The organism is Streptomyces sp. TLI_55 (assembly GCF_900206255.1).
GTDB lineage: Bacteria > Actinomycetota > Actinomycetes > Streptomycetales > Streptomycetaceae > Streptomyces > Streptomyces aquilus.
Genome location: NZ_OAOJ01000001.1, coordinates 1,482,572 through 1,503,429 on the forward strand (window position 1 = coordinate 1,482,572; position 20,858 = coordinate 1,503,429).

12 protein-coding genes and 2 rRNA genes are annotated in these 20,858 nt (G+C 67.4%); 8 read left to right on the top strand and 6 right to left on the bottom strand.

Annotated features, from left to right (window positions below; all coding sequences use genetic code 11):
• Nucleotides 1–15 precede the first annotated feature (15 nt).
• Nucleotides 16–3,137 (bottom strand): 23S ribosomal RNA (locus CRP56_RS06935).
• Between the two features lie 310 nt (nucleotides 3,138–3,447).
• Nucleotides 3,448–4,973, bottom strand: a 16S ribosomal RNA gene (locus CRP56_RS06940).
• Together the 16S and 23S rRNA genes form the textbook arrangement of a ribosomal RNA operon.
• Before the next feature lie 582 nt (nucleotides 4,974–5,555).
• On the opposite strand from CRP56_RS06940, the gene CRP56_RS06950 reads away from it, so the two are divergent.
• The gene (locus tag CRP56_RS06950; protein ID WP_097261330.1) at nucleotides 5,556–6,005 is read left to right on the top strand and encodes a PTS sugar transporter subunit IIA; all 450 of its coding nucleotides are present in this window, start codon (nucleotides 5,556–5,558) and stop codon (nucleotides 6,003–6,005) included.
• Nucleotides 6,006–6,084: 79 nt separating this feature from the next.
• Entirely contained in the window at nucleotides 6,085–7,755 is a 1,671-nt protein-coding gene (gene ptsP, locus CRP56_RS06955; RefSeq protein ID WP_097261332.1) for a phosphoenolpyruvate--protein phosphotransferase, read from the top strand.
• A gap of 67 nt (nucleotides 7,756–7,822) precedes the next feature.
• Here ptsP and CRP56_RS06960 read toward each other — a convergent pair whose 3' ends face one another.
• Both CRP56_RS06960 and CRP56_RS06965 read right to left on the bottom strand, forming a co-directional pair.
• Nucleotides 7,823–8,716, bottom strand: a complete 894-nt coding sequence (locus tag CRP56_RS06960; protein WP_097261334.1) for a hypothetical protein — start codon at nucleotides 8,714–8,716, stop codon at nucleotides 7,823–7,825.
• A 113-nt stretch (nucleotides 8,717–8,829) separates the two neighbouring features.
• Nucleotides 8,830–10,797, bottom strand: a complete 1,968-nt coding sequence (locus CRP56_RS06965) for an acetoacetate--CoA ligase (RefSeq protein ID WP_097261336.1) — start codon at nucleotides 10,795–10,797, stop codon at nucleotides 8,830–8,832.
• A 213-nt stretch (nucleotides 10,798–11,010) separates the two neighbouring features.
• Here CRP56_RS06965 and CRP56_RS06970 point away from each other — a divergent pair, with 213 nt between their 5' ends.
• On the top strand, nucleotides 11,011–13,377 hold the full coding sequence (locus CRP56_RS06970; RefSeq protein WP_097273786.1) for a glycoside hydrolase family 31 protein: 2,367 nt from the start codon (nucleotides 11,011–11,013) through the stop codon (nucleotides 13,375–13,377).
• A 3-nt stretch (nucleotides 13,378–13,380) separates the two neighbouring features.
• Here CRP56_RS06970 and CRP56_RS06975 read toward each other — a convergent pair whose 3' ends face one another.
• Nucleotides 13,381–13,917 (bottom strand): NUDIX domain-containing protein, encoded by a 537-nt coding sequence (locus CRP56_RS06975; RefSeq protein WP_097261338.1) that lies wholly within the window; start codon nucleotides 13,915–13,917, stop codon nucleotides 13,381–13,383.
• A 47-nt stretch (nucleotides 13,918–13,964) separates the two neighbouring features.
• Nucleotides 13,965–14,774 carry a M15 family metallopeptidase gene (locus CRP56_RS06980; protein ID WP_097261341.1) on the bottom strand — a complete coding sequence of 270 codons (810 nt, stop codon included), beginning with the start codon at nucleotides 14,772–14,774 and terminating at the stop codon, nucleotides 13,965–13,967.
• A 98-nt stretch (nucleotides 14,775–14,872) separates the two neighbouring features.
• On the opposite strand from CRP56_RS06980, the gene CRP56_RS06985 reads away from it, so the two are divergent.
• The 5 genes from CRP56_RS06985 (at nucleotide 14,873) to glpK (ending at nucleotide 20,823) form a co-directional block, all read left to right on the top strand.
• Complete coding sequence (locus CRP56_RS06985) at nucleotides 14,873–15,301, top strand: Zn-ribbon domain-containing OB-fold protein (RefSeq protein WP_097261343.1); 429 nt, start codon at nucleotides 14,873–14,875, stop codon at nucleotides 15,299–15,301.
• A complete protein-coding gene (locus CRP56_RS06990; RefSeq protein WP_097273788.1) occupies nucleotides 15,298–16,488 on the top strand; it encodes a lipid-transfer protein in 1,191 nt (396 codons plus the stop codon). The genes CRP56_RS06985 and CRP56_RS06990 overlap by 4 nt, the downstream gene beginning before the upstream one ends.
• A 120-nt stretch (nucleotides 16,489–16,608) precedes the next feature.
• Nucleotides 16,609–18,246, top strand: coding sequence for a GGDEF domain-containing protein (locus CRP56_RS06995; RefSeq protein ID WP_097273790.1), 1,638 nt, complete (start codon nucleotides 16,609–16,611; stop codon nucleotides 18,244–18,246).
• Between the two features lie 317 nt (nucleotides 18,247–18,563).
• Nucleotides 18,564–19,289, top strand: a complete 726-nt coding sequence (locus CRP56_RS07000; protein ID WP_097261345.1) for an MIP/aquaporin family protein — start codon at nucleotides 18,564–18,566, stop codon at nucleotides 19,287–19,289.
• A 22-nt stretch (nucleotides 19,290–19,311) separates the two neighbouring features.
• On the top strand, nucleotides 19,312–20,823 hold the full coding sequence (glpK, locus tag CRP56_RS07005; protein WP_097261347.1) for a glycerol kinase GlpK: 1,512 nt from the start codon (nucleotides 19,312–19,314) through the stop codon (nucleotides 20,821–20,823).
• Nucleotides 20,824–20,858: the final 35 nt, after the last annotated feature.

Consider the following 20,858-nt stretch of genomic DNA (forward strand, 5'->3'; position numbering starts at 1 on the left):
TGGACGCGAGCAACTGAGGACAAGCCCTCGGCCTATTAGTACCGGTCACCTCCACACGTTACCGTGCTTCCAGATCCGGCCTATCAACCCAGTCGTCTACTGGGAGCCTTACCCCATCAAGTGGGTGGGAATACTCATCTCGAAGCAGGCTTCCCGCTTAGATGCTTTCAGCGGTTATCCCTCCCGAACGTAGCCAACCAGCCATGCCCTTGGCAGAACAACTGGCACACCAGAGGTTCGTCCGTCCCGGTCCTCTCGTACTAGGGACAGCCCTTCTCAATATTCCTGCGCGCGCAGCGGATAGGGACCGAACTGTCTCACGACGTTCTAAACCCAGCTCGCGTACCGCTTTAATGGGCGAACAGCCCAACCCTTGGGACCGACTCCAGCCCCAGGATGCGACGAGCCGACATCGAGGTGCCAAACCATCCCGTCGATATGGACTCTTGGGGAAGATCAGCCTGTTATCCCCGGGGTACCTTTTATCCGTTGAGCGACGGCGCTTCCACAAGCCACCGCCGGATCACTAGTCCCGACTTTCGTCCCTGCTCGACCCGTCGGTCTCACAGTCAAGCTCCCTTGTGCACTTACACTCAACACCTGATTGCCAACCAGGCTGAGGGAACCTTTGGGCGCCTCCGTTACTCTTTAGGAGGCAACCGCCCCAGTTAAACTACCCATCAGACACTGTCCCTGATCCGGATCACGGACCCAGGTTAGACATCCAGCACGACCAGACTGGTATTTCAACGACGACTCCACCCGAACTGGCGTCCGAGCTTCACAGTCTCCCAGCTATCCTACACAAGCCGAACCGAACACCAATATCAAACTGTAGTAAAGGTCCCGGGGTCTTTCCGTCCTGCTGCGCGAAACGAGCATCTTTACTCGTAGTGCAATTTCACCGGGCCTATGGTTGAGACAGTCGAGAAGTCGTTACGCCATTCGTGCAGGTCGGAACTTACCCGACAAGGAATTTCGCTACCTTAGGATGGTTATAGTTACCACCGCCGTTTACTGGCGCTTAAGTTCTCAGCTTCGCAACCCCGAAAGGTCACTAACCGGTCCCCTTAACGTTCCAGCACCGGGCAGGCGTCAGTCCGTATACATCGCCTTACGGCTTCGCACGGACCTGTGTTTTTAGTAAACAGTCGCTTCTCGCTGGTCTCTGCGGCCACCCCCAGCTCGAGGAGCAAGTCCTCTCACCGGTGATGGCCCCCCTTCTCCCGAAGTTACGGGGGCATTTTGCCGAGTTCCTTAACCATAGTTCACCCGAACGCCTCGGTATTCTCTACCTGACCACCTGAGTCGGTTTAGGGTACGGGCCGCCATGAAACTCGCTAGAGGCTTTTCTCGACAGCATAGGATCATCCACTTCACCACAATCGGCTCGGCATCAGGTCTCAGCCTTAATGAGCGGCGGATTTGCCTACCACTCGGCCTACACCCTTACCCCGGGACAACCACCGCCCGGGATGGACTACCTTCCTGCGTCACCCCATCACTCACCTACTAACCGCTTGGTTCGGCGGCTCCACCACTCCCCTCAACTCCGAAGAGATCAGGGCGGCTTCACGGCCTTAGCATCACGATGCTCGATGTTTGACGCTTCACAGCGGGTACCGGAATATCAACCGGTTATCCATCGACTACGCCTGTCGGCCTCGCCTTAGGTCCCGACTTACCCTGGGCAGATCAGCTTGACCCAGGAACCCTTAGTCAATCGGCGCACACGTTTCTCACGTGTGAATCGCTACTCATGCCTGCATTCTCACTCGTCAACCGTCCACAACTCGCTTCCGCGGCTGCTTCACCCGGCAGACGACGCTCCCCTACCCATCACAGCACCCGTTGGGGCTATTGCTGCAATGACACGACTTCGGCGGTACGCTTGAGCCCCGCTACATTGTCGGCGCGGAATCACTAGACCAGTGAGCTATTACGCACTCTTTCAAGGGTGGCTGCTTCTAAGCCAACCTCCTGGTTGTCTGTGCGACTCCACATCCTTTCCCACTTAGCGTACGCTTAGGGGCCTTAGTCGATGCTCTGGGCTGTTTCCCTCTCGACCATGGAGCTTATCCCCCACAGTCTCACTGCCGCGCTCTCACTTACCGGCATTCGGAGTTTGGCTAAGGTCAGTAACCCGGTAGGGCCCATCGCCTATCCAGTGCTCTACCTCCGGCAAGAAACACACGACGCTGCACCTAAATGCATTTCGGGGAGAACCAGCTATCACGGAGTTTGATTGGCCTTTCACCCCTAACCACAGGTCATCCCCCAGGTTTTCAACCCTGGTGGGTTCGGTCCTCCACGAAGTCTTACCTCCGCTTCAACCTGCCCATGGCTAGATCACTCCGCTTCGGGTCTTGAGCGCGCTACTATACCGCCCTATTCGGACTCGCTTTCGCTACGGCTTCCCCACACGGGTTAACCTCGCAACACACCGCAAACTCGCAGGCTCATTCTTCAAAAGGCACGCAGTCACGAGATATGTGCAAGCACATATCCGACGCTCCCACGGCTTGTAGGCACACGGTTTCAGGTACTATTTCACTCCGCTCCCGCGGTACTTTTCACCATTCCCTCACGGTACTATCCGCTATCGGTCACCAGGGAATATTTAGGCTTAGCGGGTGGTCCCGCCAGATTCACACGGGATTTCTCGGGCCCCGTGCTACTTGGGTGTCTCTCAAACGAGCCGCTGACGTTTCGACTACGGGGGTCTTACCCTCTACGCCGGACCTTTCGCATGTCCTTCGCCTACATCAACGGTTTCTGACTCGTCCCACGGCCGGCAGACCGTGGAAGAGAGATCCCACAACCCCGTATACGCAACCCCTGCCGGGTCTCACACGCATACGGTTTGGCCTCATCCGGTTTCGCTCGCCACTACTCCCGGAATCACGGTTGTTTTCTCTTCCTGCGGGTACTGAGATGTTTCACTTCCCCGCGTTCCCTCCACATACCCTATGTGTTCAGGTATGGGTGACAGCCCATGACGACTGCCGGGTTTCCCCATTCGGAAACCCCCGGATCAAAGCCTGGTTGACGACTCCCCGGGGACTATCGTGGCCTCCCACGTCCTTCATCGGTTCCTGGTGCCAAGGCATCCACCGTGCGCCCTTAAAAACTTGGCCACAGATGCTCGCGTCCACTGTGCAGTTCTCAAACAACGACCAGCCACCCATCACCCCGCCACACTCGGCGAGTTCACTGGGGCCGGCATCGAAGTACAGCCATACGGCCGCTACTTCAGACACCCAACAGCGTGCCCGACACCCTCGCCACTCATGATCAGCGTTCCACGCTCCGAAGAGCAGTACTGGCAGCCCGAGATGACTGAAAGTGCCGAATAATCAACGTTCCACCCATGAGCAACCAGTGCGAGACGTTCGCTCGCATGCTGGCCTCTGGACAACCTTGCGGCTGCCTAGAAGTGCTCCTTAGAAAGGAGGTGATCCAGCCGCACCTTCCGGTACGGCTACCTTGTTACGACTTCGTCCCAATCGCTGGTCCCACCTTCGACAGCTCCCTCCCACAAGGGGTTGGGCCACCGGCTTCGGGTGTTACCGACTTTCGTGACGTGACGGGCGGTGTGTACAAGGCCCGGGAACGTATTCACCGCAGCAATGCTGATCTGCGATTACTAGCAACTCCGACTTCATGGGGTCGAGTTGCAGACCCCAATCCGAACTGAGACAGGCTTTTTGAGATTCGCTCCACCTCACGGTTTCGCAGCTCATTGTACCTGCCATTGTAGCACGTGTGCAGCCCAAGACATAAGGGGCATGATGACTTGACGTCGTCCCCACCTTCCTCCGAGTTGACCCCGGCGGTCTCCTGTGAGTCCCCATCACCCCGAAGGGCATGCTGGCAACACAGGACAAGGGTTGCGCTCGTTGCGGGACTTAACCCAACATCTCACGACACGAGCTGACGACAGCCATGCACCACCTGTACACCGACCACAAGGGGGCGACCATCTCTGGCCGTTTCCGGTGTATGTCAAGCCTTGGTAAGGTTCTTCGCGTTGCGTCGAATTAAGCCACATGCTCCGCTGCTTGTGCGGGCCCCCGTCAATTCCTTTGAGTTTTAGCCTTGCGGCCGTACTCCCCAGGCGGGGAACTTAATGCGTTAGCTGCGGCACCGACGACGTGGAATGTCGCCAACACCTAGTTCCCACCGTTTACGGCGTGGACTACCAGGGTATCTAATCCTGTTCGCTCCCCACGCTTTCGCTCCTCAGCGTCAGTAATGGCCCAGAGATCCGCCTTCGCCACCGGTGTTCCTCCTGATATCTGCGCATTTCACCGCTACACCAGGAATTCCGATCTCCCCTACCACACTCTAGCTAGCCCGTATCGAATGCAGACCCGGGGTTAAGCCCCGGGCTTTCACACCCGACGTGACAAGCCGCCTACGAGCTCTTTACGCCCAATAATTCCGGACAACGCTTGCGCCCTACGTATTACCGCGGCTGCTGGCACGTAGTTAGCCGGCGCTTCTTCTGCAGGTACCGTCACTTTCGCTTCTTCCCTGCTGAAAGAGGTTTACAACCCGAAGGCCGTCATCCCTCACGCGGCGTCGCTGCATCAGGCTTTCGCCCATTGTGCAATATTCCCCACTGCTGCCTCCCGTAGGAGTCTGGGCCGTGTCTCAGTCCCAGTGTGGCCGGTCGCCCTCTCAGGCCGGCTACCCGTCGTCGCCTTGGTGAGCCGTTACCTCACCAACAAGCTGATAGGCCGCGGGCTCATCCTTCACCGCCGGAGCTTTCAACCCCCACCCATGCGAGTGGAAGTGATATCCGGTATTAGACCCCGTTTCCAGGGCTTGTCCCAGAGTGAAGGGCAGATTGCCCACGTGTTACTCACCCGTTCGCCACTAATCCCCACCGAAGTGGTTCATCGTTCGACTTGCATGTGTTAAGCACGCCGCCAGCGTTCGTCCTGAGCCAGGATCAAACTCTCCGTGAATGTTTTCCCGTAATCGGGATGAACACCACGAGAGCGGAACCACCGGAGGAATAATCCGGCAGTTCACAGCGTCCTCGCTGTGTTGTTTCAAAGGAACCTCGCCCCAGTCAGAATGACTGGAGACGGGGTATCAACTAATCTGGCGTTGATTTTTGGCACGCTGTTGAGTTCTCAAGGAACGGACGCTTCCTTTGTACTCACCCGAGAGACTCTCTCAGGCTTTCCTCCGGGCGCTTCCCTTCGGTGTTCCAAACTCTATCAGTGTTTTTCCGGCCCTCTGACCACCCTCCCGCAGGCATGCAGAAGGAGATCCAGAGATAGGATCTGACAAGTTGGTTGCTGCCTGGCAAGGACGCTTGGTGACGTCGCTCAACCCCGGGCAGGAGTACGACTGTACACGGGGCTTCGGAGCGCATGCAAATCCATTTGGGCTATGGTCTAGACCACCTGTCGGCGACAGGACAGCAGGGGGCGGGCTCTCACGCGGAACCCGTACTTCATATGACATACCCTGCTGAACAGTGCGCCGTCCGATACAGGCAGTGACGGCCCATTCAGATCTCCACCCCTGGGAGGCTTCCCATGACCACCGTGACGTCCCCTCTTGCAGGACGCGCCATCGGACTGGCTTCCGTGCCCGATCCGGTCTTCTCCGGGGCCATGGTCGGCCCGGGCACGGCGATCGACCCCGTGCGTGAGCCCTCCGAGGCTGTCGCGCCCGTCGACGGAGTCATCGTCTCGCTTCACCCGCACGCCTTCGTCGTCGTCGACGACCAGGGCCACGGCGTGCTCACCCACCTCGGTATCGACACCGTGCAGCTCAATGGCGAGGGTTTCGAGCTGCTGGTGAACAAGGGCGACACCGTTACGCGCGGCCAGAGCGTCGTGCGCTGGGACCCGGCTGCCGTGGAGGCGGCCGGCAAGTCGCCCGTCTGCCCGGTCGTGGCGCTCGAGGCCACGGCCGAGGCCCTCTCCGATCTGCGGGACAGCGGCGATGTGAAGGCCGGCGACAGTCTCTTCGCCTGGGCATGACGTCAACGCCGTCGTATGACGGCATGTAGTGGCAACCACCGCGGCGGCGGGACCCGCCGCACTATCGGAGACGGGTGAGATGGAAGCAACGCTGCGAGGCGTCGGCGTGAGCCACGGTGTGGCCATCGGCGAGGTTCGGCACATGGGAACGGCGGTTCTCGAACCGCCTGCCAAGCAGATTCCGGCGGAGGACGCGGAGCGCGAACAGGGGCGCGCCCGCAAGGCCGTGGAAGCTGTGGCCGCCGACCTGATTGCGCGCGGCAATCTGGCGGGCGGTGAGGCCCAGGCCGTGCTCGAGGCCCAGGCCATGATGGCCCAGGACCCGGAACTGATGGCGGACGTCGACCGGCGTATCGCCGTCGGCAGCACGGCCGAGCGGGCCGTGTACGACGCGTTCGCGGCGTACCGCGAGCTGCTGGCGGGGGCCGGCGAGTACCTCGCCGGGCGGGTCGCCGACCTCGATGACGTGCGGAATCGTATCGTCGCTCGTCTGCTCGGGGTTCCCATGCCGGGTGTCCCGGACAGTGACGAGCCCTATGTCCTGGTGGCGCGTGATCTGGCGCCCGCCGACACCGCTCTGTTGGACCCGACGCTGGTTCTCGGTTTTGTGACCGAGGAGGGCGGGCCCACCAGCCACAGCGCGATTCTGGCGCGGGCGCTCGGCGTCCCGGCTGTCGTTGCTCTGCCGGGCGCCGGTGAGCTGGCCGAAGGCACGGTCATCGCTGTCGATGGCAGCACCGGCGACATCTTCGTCGAGCCGAGCGAGGAGAAGAAGGCGGAACTGGAGGCCGCCGCTGCCGAGCGCAAGGCGGCGCTGGCGGCGTCGACCGGGCCGGGTGCCACGGCCGATGGTCACAAGGTGCCGCTGTTGGCCAATGTCGGTGGTCCGGCGGACGTGCCGGCCGCGGTCGAGGCCGGTGCCGAGGGTGTGGGTCTGTTCCGTACGGAGTTCCTCTTCCTGGACGACAGCAAGAACGCCCCGTCGGAGGAGAAGCAGGTCGAGGCCTACCGGCAGGTTCTCGAGGCCTTCCCCGAGGGTCGTGTCGTCGTCCGTGTCCTGGACGCGGGCGCGGACAAGCCGCTGGACTTCCTGACGCCTGGCGACGAGCCGAACCCGGCGCTGGGTGTGCGCGGTCTGCGCACGTTGCTGGACCACCCCGAGGTGCTGCGCACGCAGCTGACGGCCTTGGCGAAGGCCGCTGAGGGGCTGCCGGTCTATCTCGAGGTCATGGCCCCGATGGTGGCGGACCGTACGGATGCCAAGGCGTTCGCCGACGCGTGTCGGGCGGCGGGGTTGCAGGCGAAGTTCGGCGCGATGGTGGAGATCCCGTCGGCCGCGCTGCGGGCGCGGTCGATTCTGCAGGAGGTCGAGTTCCTGTCGCTGGGGACGAACGACCTCGCCCAGTACACCTTCGCCGCGGACCGTCAGGTGGGTGCGGTGTCGCGGCTGCAGGATCCCTGGCAGCCCGCGCTGCTCGACCTGGTCGCGCTGTCCGCGGAGGCGGCGAAGGCCGAGGGCAAGAGCTGTGGTGTCTGTGGTGAGGCCGCGTCCGACCCGCTGCTCGCCTGTGTGCTGACCGGTCTGGGGGTCACCTCGCTCTCCATGGGTGCGGCGTCGATTCCTTATGTACGGGCGACTCTGGCGAAGTACACGCTGGCGCAGTGCGAGCGTGCCGCCGCTGCCGCACGTGCTGCGGACAGTGCCGATGAGGCGCGCAGTGCCGCTCAGGCGGTGCTGTCCGGCGAGTAGTCGGTCTCGCTGTCGGTCCTCTTGATGGAGGGGCGCTCCACCTTTCGGTGGGGCGCCCCTCTTCTGTTCAGTGCTGGTGTCCTGGCGTCGGGCCCGCCGGTCCCAGGTCCGGCGGTGCGCAGTAGTCGACGTCGGATTCCGGTGAGATGAGGTCGCCGGATTCGACGTCGGTGCAGTAGGCGTCGAACACCTCGCCCGCGGTCAGGGGCTCGAGGCCTTCGCCGCGCAGGCGCCAGCCGTAGATGCGGTCGGTGGCGCCGGGTGCGCTCGTGCGCATGACGAGTCCACCGGGGCTCTGGGTGGCGAGGCCGAGGGCGAGGACCGTGGTGAATTCGAGGGCTTCGGCCTCGTCCAGCTGGACGTCTCCGTCGGCGTCCGTGTCCGCATGGAGGACCGCGACGAGTGTTTCGGGTGCTCCCGAGACGCTGCAGACGAGGTGTCGGTTGCCCGGGGGCGCGGTGTCGAGGATGCGGGCGAGGAGGCCGGAGGCCCAGGTGAAGGCTGCTCGGCCGATGTCCTCGCCGCAGGAGGCGCAGGCGCCGAGGCGGGCCAGGAGTGTGGACGCGTACTCCCAGGTGGCCTGGCGGACGGCTTCGTCGATCAGCGCCGGGACGAGGTCGGCCAAGGGGCGGCCGTCGTACGGGATGGTCGGGCCCGTGGCGGCGAGTTCGGCGGTGAAGCGGGTGCGGCTGGACGGGATGTCCGGGTCGAGGCCGGTGTCGGTGCAGAAGGAGGCGTACTCCTCGGGGTCGAACAGGGCGACGGTGGTGTGGCTGCCCTGGGAGGCGCGGGTGCGTAGGAGTGCCTCGACCTGTTGGAGGTAGCGGGTGTGGTCGTCGAAGGTGAAGCTGCGGTAGCGGCGCATGGCCCGGAAGTCGTGCTCGTCGGTGAGCAGGCCGATGGTGCCGGCGATTTCGCGGCGCAGGCCGCGTCGCATGGTCTGGTGGTCGGTGTGTGCCACTTTTCCCCCTGTGCACAGTCGATCAATGCTCACTCACAGTAATCGGCGGCACTGACAACGGGGGTCGGCTGGGGATGCCGCCGCCGGCGCGGGACGTCGGCGGCGGCTTCGGTTCAGGCGCGCTTGCGGGCCAGGTCCTCGTAGAAGTGGAGCAGGTCGAGGTTGTCGATGGAGCCCGGGTTGACTGCCTTGTCCAAGGGGGTGCCCTGGAGCAGTCGCTTGACGGGGACCTCGATGCGCTTGCCGGTGAGGGTGTGCGGGATGCCGGGCACTTCGATGATCTCGTCGGGGATGTGGCGCGGTGAGAGCTGTTCGCGGATCGTCTGCTTGATGCGGCCCAGGAGGTTTTCGTCCAGCGTGGTGCCGGGGGTCAGGTGCACGAAGAGGGGCATCCAGTAGCCGCCGTCGGGCTGTTCGATGCCGATGACGAGGGATTCCTTGATCTCGGGGAGGCGTTCGACGGCTTCGTAGATGTCGGCCGAGCCCATGCGTACGCCCTGGCGGTTGAGCGTCGAGTCGGAGCGGCCGTGGATGACGACGGAGCCACGGGAGGTGATGGTGATCCAGTCGCCGTGGCGCCACACGCCGGGGTAGGTGTCGAAGTAGCTGTCGTGGTAGCGGCTGCCGTCGGGGTCGTTCCAGAAGTGGATCGGCATGGACGGCATGGGGTTGGTGACGACGAGTTCGCCGACCTCGTCGACGAGGGGTTTTCCGCTGGGGTCCCAGGACTGGAGGTCGGTGCCGAGGCCGGCTGCCTGGAGTTCGCCGATGTGGACGGGGAGGGTCGGGACGGCGCCGGCGAAGCAGGAGCAGACGTCGGTGCCGCCGCTGACGCTGGCGATCCAGAGGTCGTCGCGGACCTCGTCGTGCAGCCAGCGGAATCCGTCGGGTGGCAGGGGTGAGCCGGTGGTGGCCACGCACTGGACCTTGGAGAGGTCGAAGTCGCGGCCGGGGTGCACTCCTGCCTTGCGGCAGGCCATGACGTACGCGGCCGAGGTGCCGTAGAGCGTGGCCCCGGTGCGTTCGGCGATCCGCCACTGGGCGCCGGTGTCGGGGTAGCCGGGGCTGCCGTCGTAGAGGACGATCGTCGTGCCGGTGAGCAGGCCGGAGACGAGGAAGTTCCACATCATCCAGCCGGTCGAGGTGTACCAGAAGAAACGGTCCTCGGGGCCGAGGTCGCAGTGCAGGCCGAGTTGTTTGAGGTGCTCGACGAGGATGCCGCCCTGGGACTGGACGATGGCCTTGGGAAGGCCGGTCGTGCCGGAGGAGTAGAGCACCCACAGCGGGTGGTCGAAGGGCACCTGTTCGAAGGTGGGTTCCACGTCGGCACTCGTCAGGGCGGACCAGTCCAGGGCGCCTTCCGGGGCCTCGGTGCCGAGGAGCGGGATGTGCACGACGGCTCGCAGGGTGGGCAGTTCGCGGCGGAGTTCGGCGACGATGTCGCGGCGGTCGTGCTCCTTGCCGCCGTAGCGGTAGCCGTCGACGGTGAACAGGACGACGGGTTCGACCTGCTGGAAGCGGTCGAGGACGCTGCGGGCGCCGAAGTCGGGGGCGCAGGAGGTCCAGACGCCGCCGACCGCGGCCGTGGCGAGGAGGGCGACGACGACCTGCGGGATGTTGGGGAGGTAGCCGCTGACGCGGTCTCCGGGGCGTACTCCGAGCGCGCGGAGCTCGGCTGCGAGGGAGCCGACCTGGCGGCGCAGTTCGGACCAGGTGACAGGGCGTGGCTCGTGGGTCTCGTCGACATGCAGGAGGGCCGGTTCGTCCGCGCGGGTGGTGGCCGCGCGCAGGGCGTGTTCGGCGTAGTTCAGGGTCGCGCCGGGGAACCACTGGGCGCCGGGCATCGAGCGGTCGCCCAGTACGCGCGCGTAGGGGGTGGAGAACCGTACGTCGAACCATTCCGTGACGGCTTTCCAGAAGGTGTCGAGCTCGTCGACCGACCAGCGGTGCAGTGCGGGGTAGCCGCCGTCGGAGGGGGCGCCGTGGTGTTTGGCGGCCCAGGCCTGGAACCTGGTGACCTGTGCCCGTGCGATACGTTCCGGATCGGGCTGCCAGAGCGGCTGGGGGTTCACGGTCGACATGGGGCGGCTCCCGGACTGTGCGCGTCGTGTGCGTCGGCCGCGCACGGGCGGGGGTGTGCGCGTGACGCGGATGACACGGACGATGCCATGTGATCGACTTCTACACCAGGGTGCGCCCCACATAGTCCGTGTCGTGAAGATGTGGTCCCGGCACGGGTGAACGGCAGTTGAACGACACGCGCGCGTGGGGCGGTCAGTGGCAGGGTGAACAGCATGAACGGTCGTGACCTGGTGCGTTCGATGAAGGCGGTCGGTTCGGCGGGGGCGGCCCAGAGGTTGCGTACCGTACGGGCTGCTTGGCGTACGCGGCGTGCCGATGCCGCCGGGCTGCCGGCGCGGGGGGCCGAGCGGGCGCGCGTGCCCGGTCCGGTGCAGGACGTGGAACCCGGGCCCGGAGGCGGTGTGATCCGGTTCAGCCGTTCCGAGCTGCGGATCACGGTGGCGGTGAACGGGGCGGTGTTCTGGGGCTGGGACGGGGCGGCTCCCGAGCCGTCGTACGCCTTGGCGGGCCACTCTCCGGAGCCGGACCCGCGGGCGGTGCTGGAGCCGGACAAGGACGGCGGGTGGCGGGTGGTGGCCGAGCGGGTCACGGTCGTCGTCTCACGGCACGGCGCGGTCGAGGTGCAGACGCCCGGCGGGGTGTCCCTGCGCCGGGATCTGCCGCCGCGCTGGTGGGAGCCGGTCGACGGGGGCGCGGGGCGTTGGATGCAGCGGTCGGAGGTCTCGGCGGACGCCCGCTTCTTCGGGCTGGGCGGGCGGGCCTCGGGGCCGCGGCTGCGGGACGGCACGTACCGGCTGTGGAACACCGACCCCGGCCGTGCCTTCGGTCCGGGTGACGATCCGCTGTACCTGACGATGCCGGTGCAGTTGGTGGTGGCCGACGCGGCCACGCATCTGGTGTTTCACGACACCACGTGGGACGGCACGGTGACCTTGCGGGAGGGCGAGGAGGGTGCCGGTTCCGGGCACGACCGGCCCGGGTCGAGCGAACTGCGGATGTCCGGCGGTCCGTTGCGCTGCTGGGTGATGGTCGGTACTCCCGCGCGCGTGCTGCTCGCTTGGGCCTCGCTCACGGGTGCGCCGGCGCTGCCGCCGGCCTGGGCGCTGGGCTATCAGCACGCGCGGTGGGGGTTCGGGAGCGAGCAGGAGGTGCGGCGGATCGTCGCGGGCTATCAGGAGCGCGATCTGCCGTTGGACGCCGTCCATCTGGACATCGACCACTTCGACGAGCACCAGGTGTTCACGGTCGACCACGACCGCTTCCCCAAGCTGCCCCGGCTCTCCGCTGATCTGCGGCGGGACGGGATCCGGTTGGTGTCGATCATCGACCCGGCGGTCAGGGCTGAGAGCGGCAATGCCGTGTACGACTCCGGGACGGCCGTGGACGCGTTCGTCCGGGACGGGGCGGGGCAGCTGGTGCGGGGCGAGGTGTGGCCCGGGGAGTCGGTGTTTCCCGACTTCACGCACGCGCGCGTGCGCAAGTGGTGGGGCGGGCTGTACGAGGAGCGGCTCGGTCAGGGGTTCGCCGGCTTCTGGCATGACATGAACGAGCCCACGTCGTTCGCGGCCTTCGGGGAGTCGACGTTGCCGCGTTCGGCCCGGCATGCGCTGGAAGGGCGGGGAGGCGACCATCGTGAGGCGCACAATGTCTATGCGCTGTGCATGGCTCGCGCCGCCTACGAGGGCCTGCGGGAGCTTTCCCCGCAGGAGCGGCCGTTCGTGTTCTCGCGGTCCGGGTGGGCCGGCCTGCAGCGCTACGGAGGCGCGTGGTCGGGTGACGTGGCCACGGGCTGGCCCGGGCTGCGGGCGTCGCTGTCGCTGGTGATCGGGCTGGGACTGTGCGGGGTGCCGTACTCGGGGCCGGACGTGGGCGGCTTCGACGGGAGTCCGTCGCCCGAGCTGTATCTACGGTGGTTCCAACTGGGCGCGTATCTGCCGCTGTTCCGCACGCATGCGAGCCTCCGGGCGGGGCGCCGGGAGCCGTGGGAGTTCGGGCCCGAGGTGTTGGAGCACGCGCGCGTGGCGCTCGCGGAGCGGCGGCGGCTGTTGCCGTACTTCATGACGCTGGCGCATCTGGCGCGGCGCACCGGGACGCCCTATGTGCGGCCGTTGTGGTGGGGCATACCGGAGGACCGGGCGCTGCGCGACTGTGAGGACGCCTTCTTGCTGGGTGACTGTCTGCTGGTGGCGCCGGTGCTCGACCCGGGCGCGGACCGGCGTGCCGTGCAGTTGCCGCGGGGGCGTTGGTACGACACGGCGACGGGTCGGGCGTACGACGGGCCGGGGCAGATCCTGGTGGACGCCCCTTTGTCGCGGATTCCGGTGCTCGCGCGCGCGGGTGCCGTCCTTCCCGTGCGCGGGGAGGACGGCGGGCTGGAGCTGGAGGTGTGGGCGCCGGCGCGGGGACGGACCGGTGGCGGGCTGGTCGTGCCGGATGCGGGTGATGGGTGGGAGGAGTCGGAGATCGAGCGGTACGTCGCCCGCTGGCAGGGCCGGCGGGTGGTCGTCGAGCGAGAGGGTGAGGACGGCGTGAGCGCGCCGCCTCACCCGGTGCGGGTACGGGGTGTCGAGGAGCGCTGAGGCTCAGACGTACCGGCCCTCGAACCAGGCCCGTACCGCGCGCGTGTGCAGGGGGAAGGCGAGCTCCTCGGGCCTGCGCAGGAGGTGCCAGCCTTCTGTCTCGTCCGTCGCGGCGGACGTGGGCAGGCTCTCCGCCGGGCGCTCGGGCAGGGACCCGAACAGCAGGAGGTGCCCGTCGGGTGAGCTCATGGCGTCGACGAGGCGTACGTCGCGGCTCGCCGCGTCGATGCCGGTCTCCTCCTTGAGCTCGCGGACGACGGCCTGGCGCCAGTCCTCACGGTCGTCGATGTAGCCGCCGGGCAGCGCGATGCCCCCGCGCGCGGGGGCGACGGTACGGGTGATGACGACAAGGCTGGTGCCCTTGGTGTCGTACACGGGCTGGAGTGCCACCGCGACCGGGAGCGGGTTGCGGTAGGCCACGGTGGCGCAGGCGGGGCAGGTGCGGGGCCAACCGGTGACGCCCTCTCCGAAGGGCGTTCCGCAGCTCGAACAGTGGGAGTCGGGCGCGGAGTTGGGGGTGGGGTGTTGAGTTTCGGACACGCGGCGGACTGTATCCGATCATCGGAGGGGCGTCTTCCGGGGGCGGCTCAGTGTTTGCTCGAAAGGGACTTCCAGGACACCGGGAAGTCGAAGTAGGTGTCCGGGTACGGCTCGGGCTTGTAGGTGTAGTGCCACCATTCCTCGGCCAGGTTCACGAAGCCGAGGTCCTCCAGGGTGGACTTGAGCAGGAGCCGGTTGGCGCGCTGTGTGCCCTGGATGCGTGGGTCGAGGGTGTGGGCGAGGGTGTCGAAGCAGTCGAATCCGGTGCCCATGTCGACGGAGTTGTCGGGGAAGCGCTGGTCCTGGGGCGCGTAGCAGGGTACGAGGGTCTCACCGGGGTGGTAGGGCCGGGTGGGCTTCGCGGGCAGCCGCACGATCGTGAGGTCCATGGTCGAGCCGCGGCTGTGGCCGGACTTCTCCGCGATGTACCCGTCCGCGAAGAGGCGCGTCTTGTCGACGTTCGGGTAGAACTCGCTCTTCATGGCCTGGTCGTCGAGGTCCTCGGCCCAGCGGACGAAGTGGTCGACCGCGCGTTGCGGGCGGTAGCAGTCGTACACCTTGAGGCTGTAGCCCTGCTTCAGCAGCTTTCCTTGTGCCTTGTGGAGTGCTTCGGCGGCGGGGCGGGTGAGGATGCACACGGGCTGCCGATAGCCGTCGATGCGCTCGCCGACGAAGTTGTGGGGGGTGAAGTAGCGCATCTCCTGGATGATCGTCGGGTCCACGGTTCTGAGCGCCACGAAGTCCTCGGGTGCCTTGGGTTCCGGGGTCGCCCGGGCGGTGGTGGAGACGGCGGTCACGGTCAGGAGGGCGGCGAGCGCGGTGCCCAGGCCGCGCAGTGCGCGCGAGAGTCGTGTCATGCCTCTGCCTCTGCCCATCTCGGGTCTCCCGTGACACACTTCTGACGTTCCGTCAGATTTGCTGCCGGGGAGGAATCTTGTCACGTGCGCGCACTCCTGTGGTCGAGGGATGGTTCGGTGGCGAGGCGGACGCGTTCCACCTGCTGGGCACCCGCTGCTCCGCCTGCGCCACGGTGTTCTTCCCGCGCGAGGACGTCCATTGCCGCAATCCGCGGTGCGCGGGCGGCGAACTGGCCGAGGTGCCGCTGTCGCGGCGGGGGCGCGTGTGGTCCTACACGGACGGCCGGTACCGGCCTCCGTCACCCTATGTGACCGATCCGGAACTTCCGTGGGAGCCGTACGCGTTGATCGCTGTGGAACTGGCAGCGGAGCGGATCGTGGTTCTCGGGCAGGGGGTGCCGGGGCTGAGCCTCGCCGATCTGGCGGTGGGCATGGAGGTGGAGGTCGTGCCCGGCGTGCTTCATGAGGACGCGGAGACGGTGTGGACGACCTGGCAGTGGCGGCCGACGACGGGGGTGAGGGCATGACCGGTGAGGTGGCGGTGCTCGGCGCGGGGATGCATCCCTGGGGCAAGTGGGGGCGCAGTTTCGTCGAGTACGGGGCTACGGCGGCCCGCGCGGCGCTCGCCGACGCCGGGCTGGAGTGGCGGGAGGTCGGCTCGATCGTCGGCGCGGACACGGTGCGTGGCGGTTATCCGGGGTACGTGGCCGGGGCGACGTTCGCCAAGGCGCTGGGGTGGCAGGGGGCCCGGGTCACGAGCGTGTACGCGGCGTGTGCTTCAGGGGCGCAGGCCGTCAACACCGCGCGGGCGCAGATCCTTTCGGGGCTGGCGGACGTGGTGCTCGTGGTGGGGGCCGACGCGGCACCCAAGGGGTTCTTCCGGCCCGCCGGCGGGGATCGGCCCGACGACCCCGACTGGCTGCGTTTCCGGGTGCTCGGGGCGACCAATCCGACGTACTTCGGGCTCTACGCGCGGCGGCGAATCGCCGTCCACGGGGACACGTTGGAGGACTTCGCGCAGGTCAAGGTGAAGAACTCGGCCATGGGCGCGCTGAATCCGTACGCGCGCTACCGCAAGCGGGTCACCCGTGAGGAGGTCGCCGCCTCCGCGGTGGTCGCCGATCCGCTGCGGCTGCTCGACATCTGCGCGACCTCGGACGGCGGTGCCGCGTTGGTGCTGTCCAGCATGGAGTTCGCGCGTCGCCGTGGCGTGGCGGAGCCGGTGCGGATCCGCGCGGTGTCGACGGTGACGCCGCGGTACCCCAACACCGTGCTGGACCTGCCCGACATCGCGACGGACTCCGCGGTGGCGGTGGAGCCGGCCGCGCAGACGTTCCGCGAGTCGATCGCCGGGGCCGCCTACGAGGAGGCGGGTATCGGCCCTGAGGATCTCTCCCTGGCCGAGGTCTACGACCTCTCCACCGCCCTGGAGTTGCAGTGGTACGAGGACCTCGGGCTGTGCGGTGAGGGCGAGGGGGCCAAGCTCTTGCGGGAGGGCGCCACGAGCCTCGGTGGGCGCATACCCGTGAATCCGAGCGGAGGGCTGGCGTCCTTCGGGGAGGCCGTGCCGGCGCAGGCGATCGCCCAAGTGTGCGAGCTCACCTGGCAGTTGCGGGGCGCCGCGGGCGACCGGCAGGTGGCCGGGGCCCGGGTGGGGATCACGGCGAACCAGGGTCTGTTCGGGCACGGGTCGGCGGTGGTCGCGATGCGGTGAGGCGAAGGCGCGCAGGGCATCGCAAGGGCTTTCCCGTACGCTGCGTGATCACCTCGGAATCCTGCGTGAACGTCTCATGAACTGGGCTCGGGCGTGCGCCCGCGGCGCCATCATGCTCCCGTGCCCTCCTGGACGGATACTCTCCGCTTCGCCTTCCAACCGGTGGTCAACCTGGCGACCGGCGCGGTCGCGGGGCTGGAGATACTCGCCCGCCCGGAGACCGGCGACATCCTCGCCGAGGCCCGTCGAGATCCCGAACTCGACGGCAGACTGGCGGTCGCGGCGGTCCGCGCGGCCGCACGCAAGGAGACGTTGCTTCCGCTGCACGTCAACGTGTTCGCGGCGACCCTCGCCGACCTCGGTGGGCTCACTCCGCTGCACACCGCGGTGCGGGAGGCGGGCAGGCTGCCGTGGGAGGTGACGATCGACATCGCACCGCCGTACACGCACGTGCCGCACCAGGCGCTCCTGGAGGCCGTGGGCGCGCTGCGCGGCCAGGGTTTCCGGATCAGTGCGGACGGCGTCGGGGACGGCGACGTACCCCTGCGGCTGCTCACGGACATGGCGCCCGACCTGGTGAAGCTCGACGCGTCCCTGCTCGCGCGGCCCGCGGCGGTGCGGGCGATGCGCACGCTGTGCGAGCAGCTCGGGGCGCTGTTGTCGGTGGAGGGGGTGGAGACGGAACTGCAGTGCGCGGCCGCGGTGGCGGCCGGTGCGCAGCTGGCGCAGGGCGAGTTGTTCGCGCCGCCGGCCCGGCTGCCCGCCGCGGACGTATACGTTCCGCCCCGCTCCCCCGGTGCCGCCTCGCTGCCGCGGTCGGGGCCTTCGGTGCGGCAGTTCGTGCGGCCCGCCGCGCTGCTGCCCGTCACCGCGTCGGCGGGCCATGTGCGGGCGCTGCTGACCGGGTCGCCGGAGGTGTCCGGGGTGCTGCTCGTGGACGCGCACGGGGTGCCGGTCCGGTCGGTGCACCGGTCCCGGTTCCTGCTGTCGATGTCCGGGCGGTACGGGCACGCCCTCTACGCCGACCGGCCCGCAGCCAAGCTGGGCGACGCGCCGCGCACGGTGGGTGTGGACGCCACCGCGTGGGAGGTCCTGGACGTGGTGGCGGTCGGCGGGCGGGACCGTACCTCGGACGATGTGGCCGTCGTGGACCGGTACGGCCGGTGCGTGGGCGTCGTACGCCTCGCGGACCTGGTGCGGGCGTTGGCCGAGTCCCGGGTGGAGGAGGCTGCCGGGCTCAATCCGCTGACCCGGCTGCCGGGTTCGGACGTGATCACCGGCGAGGTGGACCGGCGGATCATGGACGGGCGGCCGTTCGCGCTGAGCTGGCTGGACGTGGACCACTTCAAGCAGGTCAACGACGGGGCCGGCTTCGCGGCGGGCGACGAGCTGATCCGGTCGATGGGGCGGGCGTTGCAGCGTCTGGCGTCCGACAGCACGCGCGTGGGTCACATCGGGGGCGACGACTTCCTGGTCCTGGCCGATCCGGAGGGGCTGGATCCGGTGGCGGCGTCCGTGCTGGACGCGCTCTGGTCGGCGGGCGGCCGTCCCGTGTCGTTGTCCCTGGCGACGGTGGTGTGCGCACCGGGCAGCGTCTCGGACCACCGGCAGGCGGCCGCGTGTCTCGCGCCGCTGAAGAAGGCCGCGAAGTCATTGCGCGGGGCCAGCTGGGTCCTGGGGCACGCCGGCCTGCCCGGGCACGAGATCCGGCGCGGCGCGGACGCTGCCGCCCCGGCGGGATTCCCCGGCCCCCGCTGACCGCTGCTCCCCCACGTGTCGGCGGGTCGCCTTGAACCGTTGCCGTCCGCGTCCTTGACGCCCCCTGGACACCGGTGAACACTTCCCGATGTCGGTCGACATCGCCGTACATTCTCGGCGTATCCACGCACTGCGCCATGCGGGCTCAGGTGCTCCACGGCCCGTCCCCCACGGGCGATTCGACTGCGACGGCACGCTCGTCACGGATGCCGGGCGGGGCGCGGGACCTCCTCGTCCCCGGCTGAAGTCGCCGTGGGAAACGCACCCTGCACGGAAGACCGGGGTCGAACACCCCGGGCCGGGGCCAAGGAGCCGCCATGAGCAACGGAGACATATTTGTCGGTGAGATCATCGGCACCGCGATCCTGATCCTTTTCGGCACCGGAGTGGTCGCCGCCGTCGTACTCAACTACTCGAAGGCGAAGGACGCGGGCTGGGTGGTCATCGCGTTCGGCTGGGGTTTCGGTGTGCTGGCCGGCGCGTACACCGCCGCGCCGCTGTCCGGGGGCCATCTCAATCCGGCGGTGACGATCGGCATCGCCGTCGACACCGGCGACTGGGACAAGGTGCCGATCTACATCGCGGGGCAGATGGTCGGCGCCGTTCTCGGCGCGGTGCTGTGCTGGCTGGTGTACTACGCGCAGTTCCAGGCCAACGCCGAGGAGGACATGGCCCAGCCGACGCTGGGGATCTTCTCCACGGCTCCCGCGATCCGCAATCCCGTGGCGAACCTCGTCACCGAGATCATCGCGACCATCGGGCTGGTGCTGCCCATCCTGGCGTTCGGCCTGACCAAGGGGCTCGGCGAGTCCGGCACCGCGATCCTCATCGTCGCGTTCCTGGTGACCGGCATCGGCCTGTCCCTCGGCGGCCCCACGGGCTACGCCATCAACCCGGCCCGCGACCTGGGCCCGCGCATCACCCACGCCTTGCTCCCGATCCCCAACAAGGGCACCTCGGACTGGGGTTACGCGTGGATCCCGGTGGTGGGACCGCTGATCGGCGGCGCGCTGTCCGGGCTCATCTTCAACGCAGCCTTCTGAAGGAACCGACGAAGGGGACGTCATGACGGACAAGTTCGTCGCCGCTATCGACCAGGGCACCACCTCCAGCCGCTGCATCGTCTTCAACCAGGACGGCGGCATCGTCGCCGTCGACCAGCGCGAGCACCGCCAGATCTTCCCCAAGCCCGGCTGGGTGGAGCACGACGCCACCGAGATCTGGTCCAAGGTGCAGGCGGTGGTGGCCGGGGCGCTCGCCAAGGCCGGGCTGCGCGCCGACCAGCTCAGCGCGCTCGGCATCACCAACCAGCGCGAGACGACGGTCCTGTGGGACCGCGCCACCGGCAAGCCGGTGCACAACGCCATCGTGTGGCAGGACACCCGCACCGCGGCGCTGACCAACCAACTCGGCGGCTCGGACGGGCAGGACCGCTTCCGGGAGCAGACCGGGCTGCCGCTCGCCACCTACTTCTCCGGGCCCAAGGCGGCCTGGCTGCTCGACAACGTGCCCGGGCTGCGCGCGCGGGCCGAGAACGGCGAGATCGCCTTCGGCACCATCGATTCCTGGCTCATCTGGAACCTCACCGGCGGCACGCACGGCGGCCGGCACGTCACCGACGTGACCAACGCCGGCCGCACCATGCTGATGAACCTCGAAACCCTCCAGTGGGACCAGTCCATCCTCTCCGCCATGAACGTCCCCGACGCCGTCCTCCCCGAGATCAGGTCCTCGGCCGAGGTGTACGGCACCGCGGTCGGCCAACTCGCGGGCGTGCCCGTGGCGTCCGCGCTGGGCGACCAGCAGGCGGCCGTGTTCGGACAGGCCTGCTACGACGTGGGGACGGCGAAGAACACCTACGGCACGGGCTCCTTCCTGCTGCTCAACACGGGCAACCGGCCGGTGCCGTCGAAGAGCGGCCTGCTGACGACGATGGGCTACAAGATCGGGAGTGAGGCGCCGGTCTACTGCCTGGAGGGTTCCATCGCGATAACGGGTGCGCTCGTCCAGTGGTTCCGGGACCAGCTCGGCATCATCCGCACCGCCGACGAGATCGAACCGCTGGCCGCGAGCGTGGAGGACAACGGCGGTGCCTACATCGTGCCCGCCTTCTCCGGGCTGTTCGCGCCCTATTGGCGCTCCGACGCGCGCGGTGTCGTCACCGGGCTCACCCGGTACGTCACCAAGGCGCATCTCGCGCGCGCGGTCCTGGAGGCGACGAGCTGGCAGACGCGTGAGGTCGTGGACGCCATGTTCCAGGACTCCGGGGTGCACATCACGACCCTGAAGGTCGACGGCGGCATGACCAAGAACAACCTCCTCATGCAGCATCAGGCGGACGTCCTCGACGTGCCGGTGGTCCGGCCGAAGGTGTCCGAGACGACCTGTCTGGGTGCCGCTTACGCGGCCGGGCTGGCCACCGGGGTGTGGAACGACCTCGACGAGCTCAAGTCGCACTGGCAGAAGGACGTCGAGTGGACGCCGTCGATGGAGGCGTCGGTGCGGGACCGGGAGTACCACAACTGGCGCAAGGCCGTGGAGAAGAGCTTCGGCTGGGAGGAAGACGGGGTGAACTAGCCGCACGCGCGCGTGCGGTCTTAGAACCGGCCACA

Excerpts from the sequence above, each read along its gene's own strand:
- CRP56_RS06950 (WP_097261330.1), top strand. The coding sequence starts at position 5,556 with ATGACCACCGTGACGTCCCCTCTTGCAGGACGCGCCATCGGACTGGCT.
- ptsP (WP_097261332.1), top strand. The coding sequence starts at position 6,085 with ATGGAAGCAACGCTGCGAGGCGTCGGCGTGAGCCACGGTGTGGCCATC.
- CRP56_RS06965 (WP_097261336.1), bottom strand. The coding sequence starts at position 10,797 with ATGTCGACCGTGAACCCCCAGCCGCTCTGGCAGCCCGATCCGGAACGT.
- CRP56_RS06970 (WP_097273786.1), top strand. The coding sequence starts at position 11,011 with ATGAACGGTCGTGACCTGGTGCGTTCGATGAAGGCGGTCGGTTCGGCG.
- CRP56_RS06980 (WP_097261341.1), bottom strand. The coding sequence starts at position 14,774 with ATGACACGACTCTCGCGCGCACTGCGCGGCCTGGGCACCGCGCTCGCC.
- CRP56_RS06990 (WP_097273788.1), top strand. The coding sequence starts at position 15,298 with ATGACCGGTGAGGTGGCGGTGCTCGGCGCGGGGATGCATCCCTGGGGC.
- CRP56_RS07000 (WP_097261345.1), top strand. The coding sequence starts at position 18,564 with ATGAGCAACGGAGACATATTTGTCGGTGAGATCATCGGCACCGCGATC.
- glpK (WP_097261347.1), top strand. The coding sequence starts at position 19,312 with ATGACGGACAAGTTCGTCGCCGCTATCGACCAGGGCACCACCTCCAGC.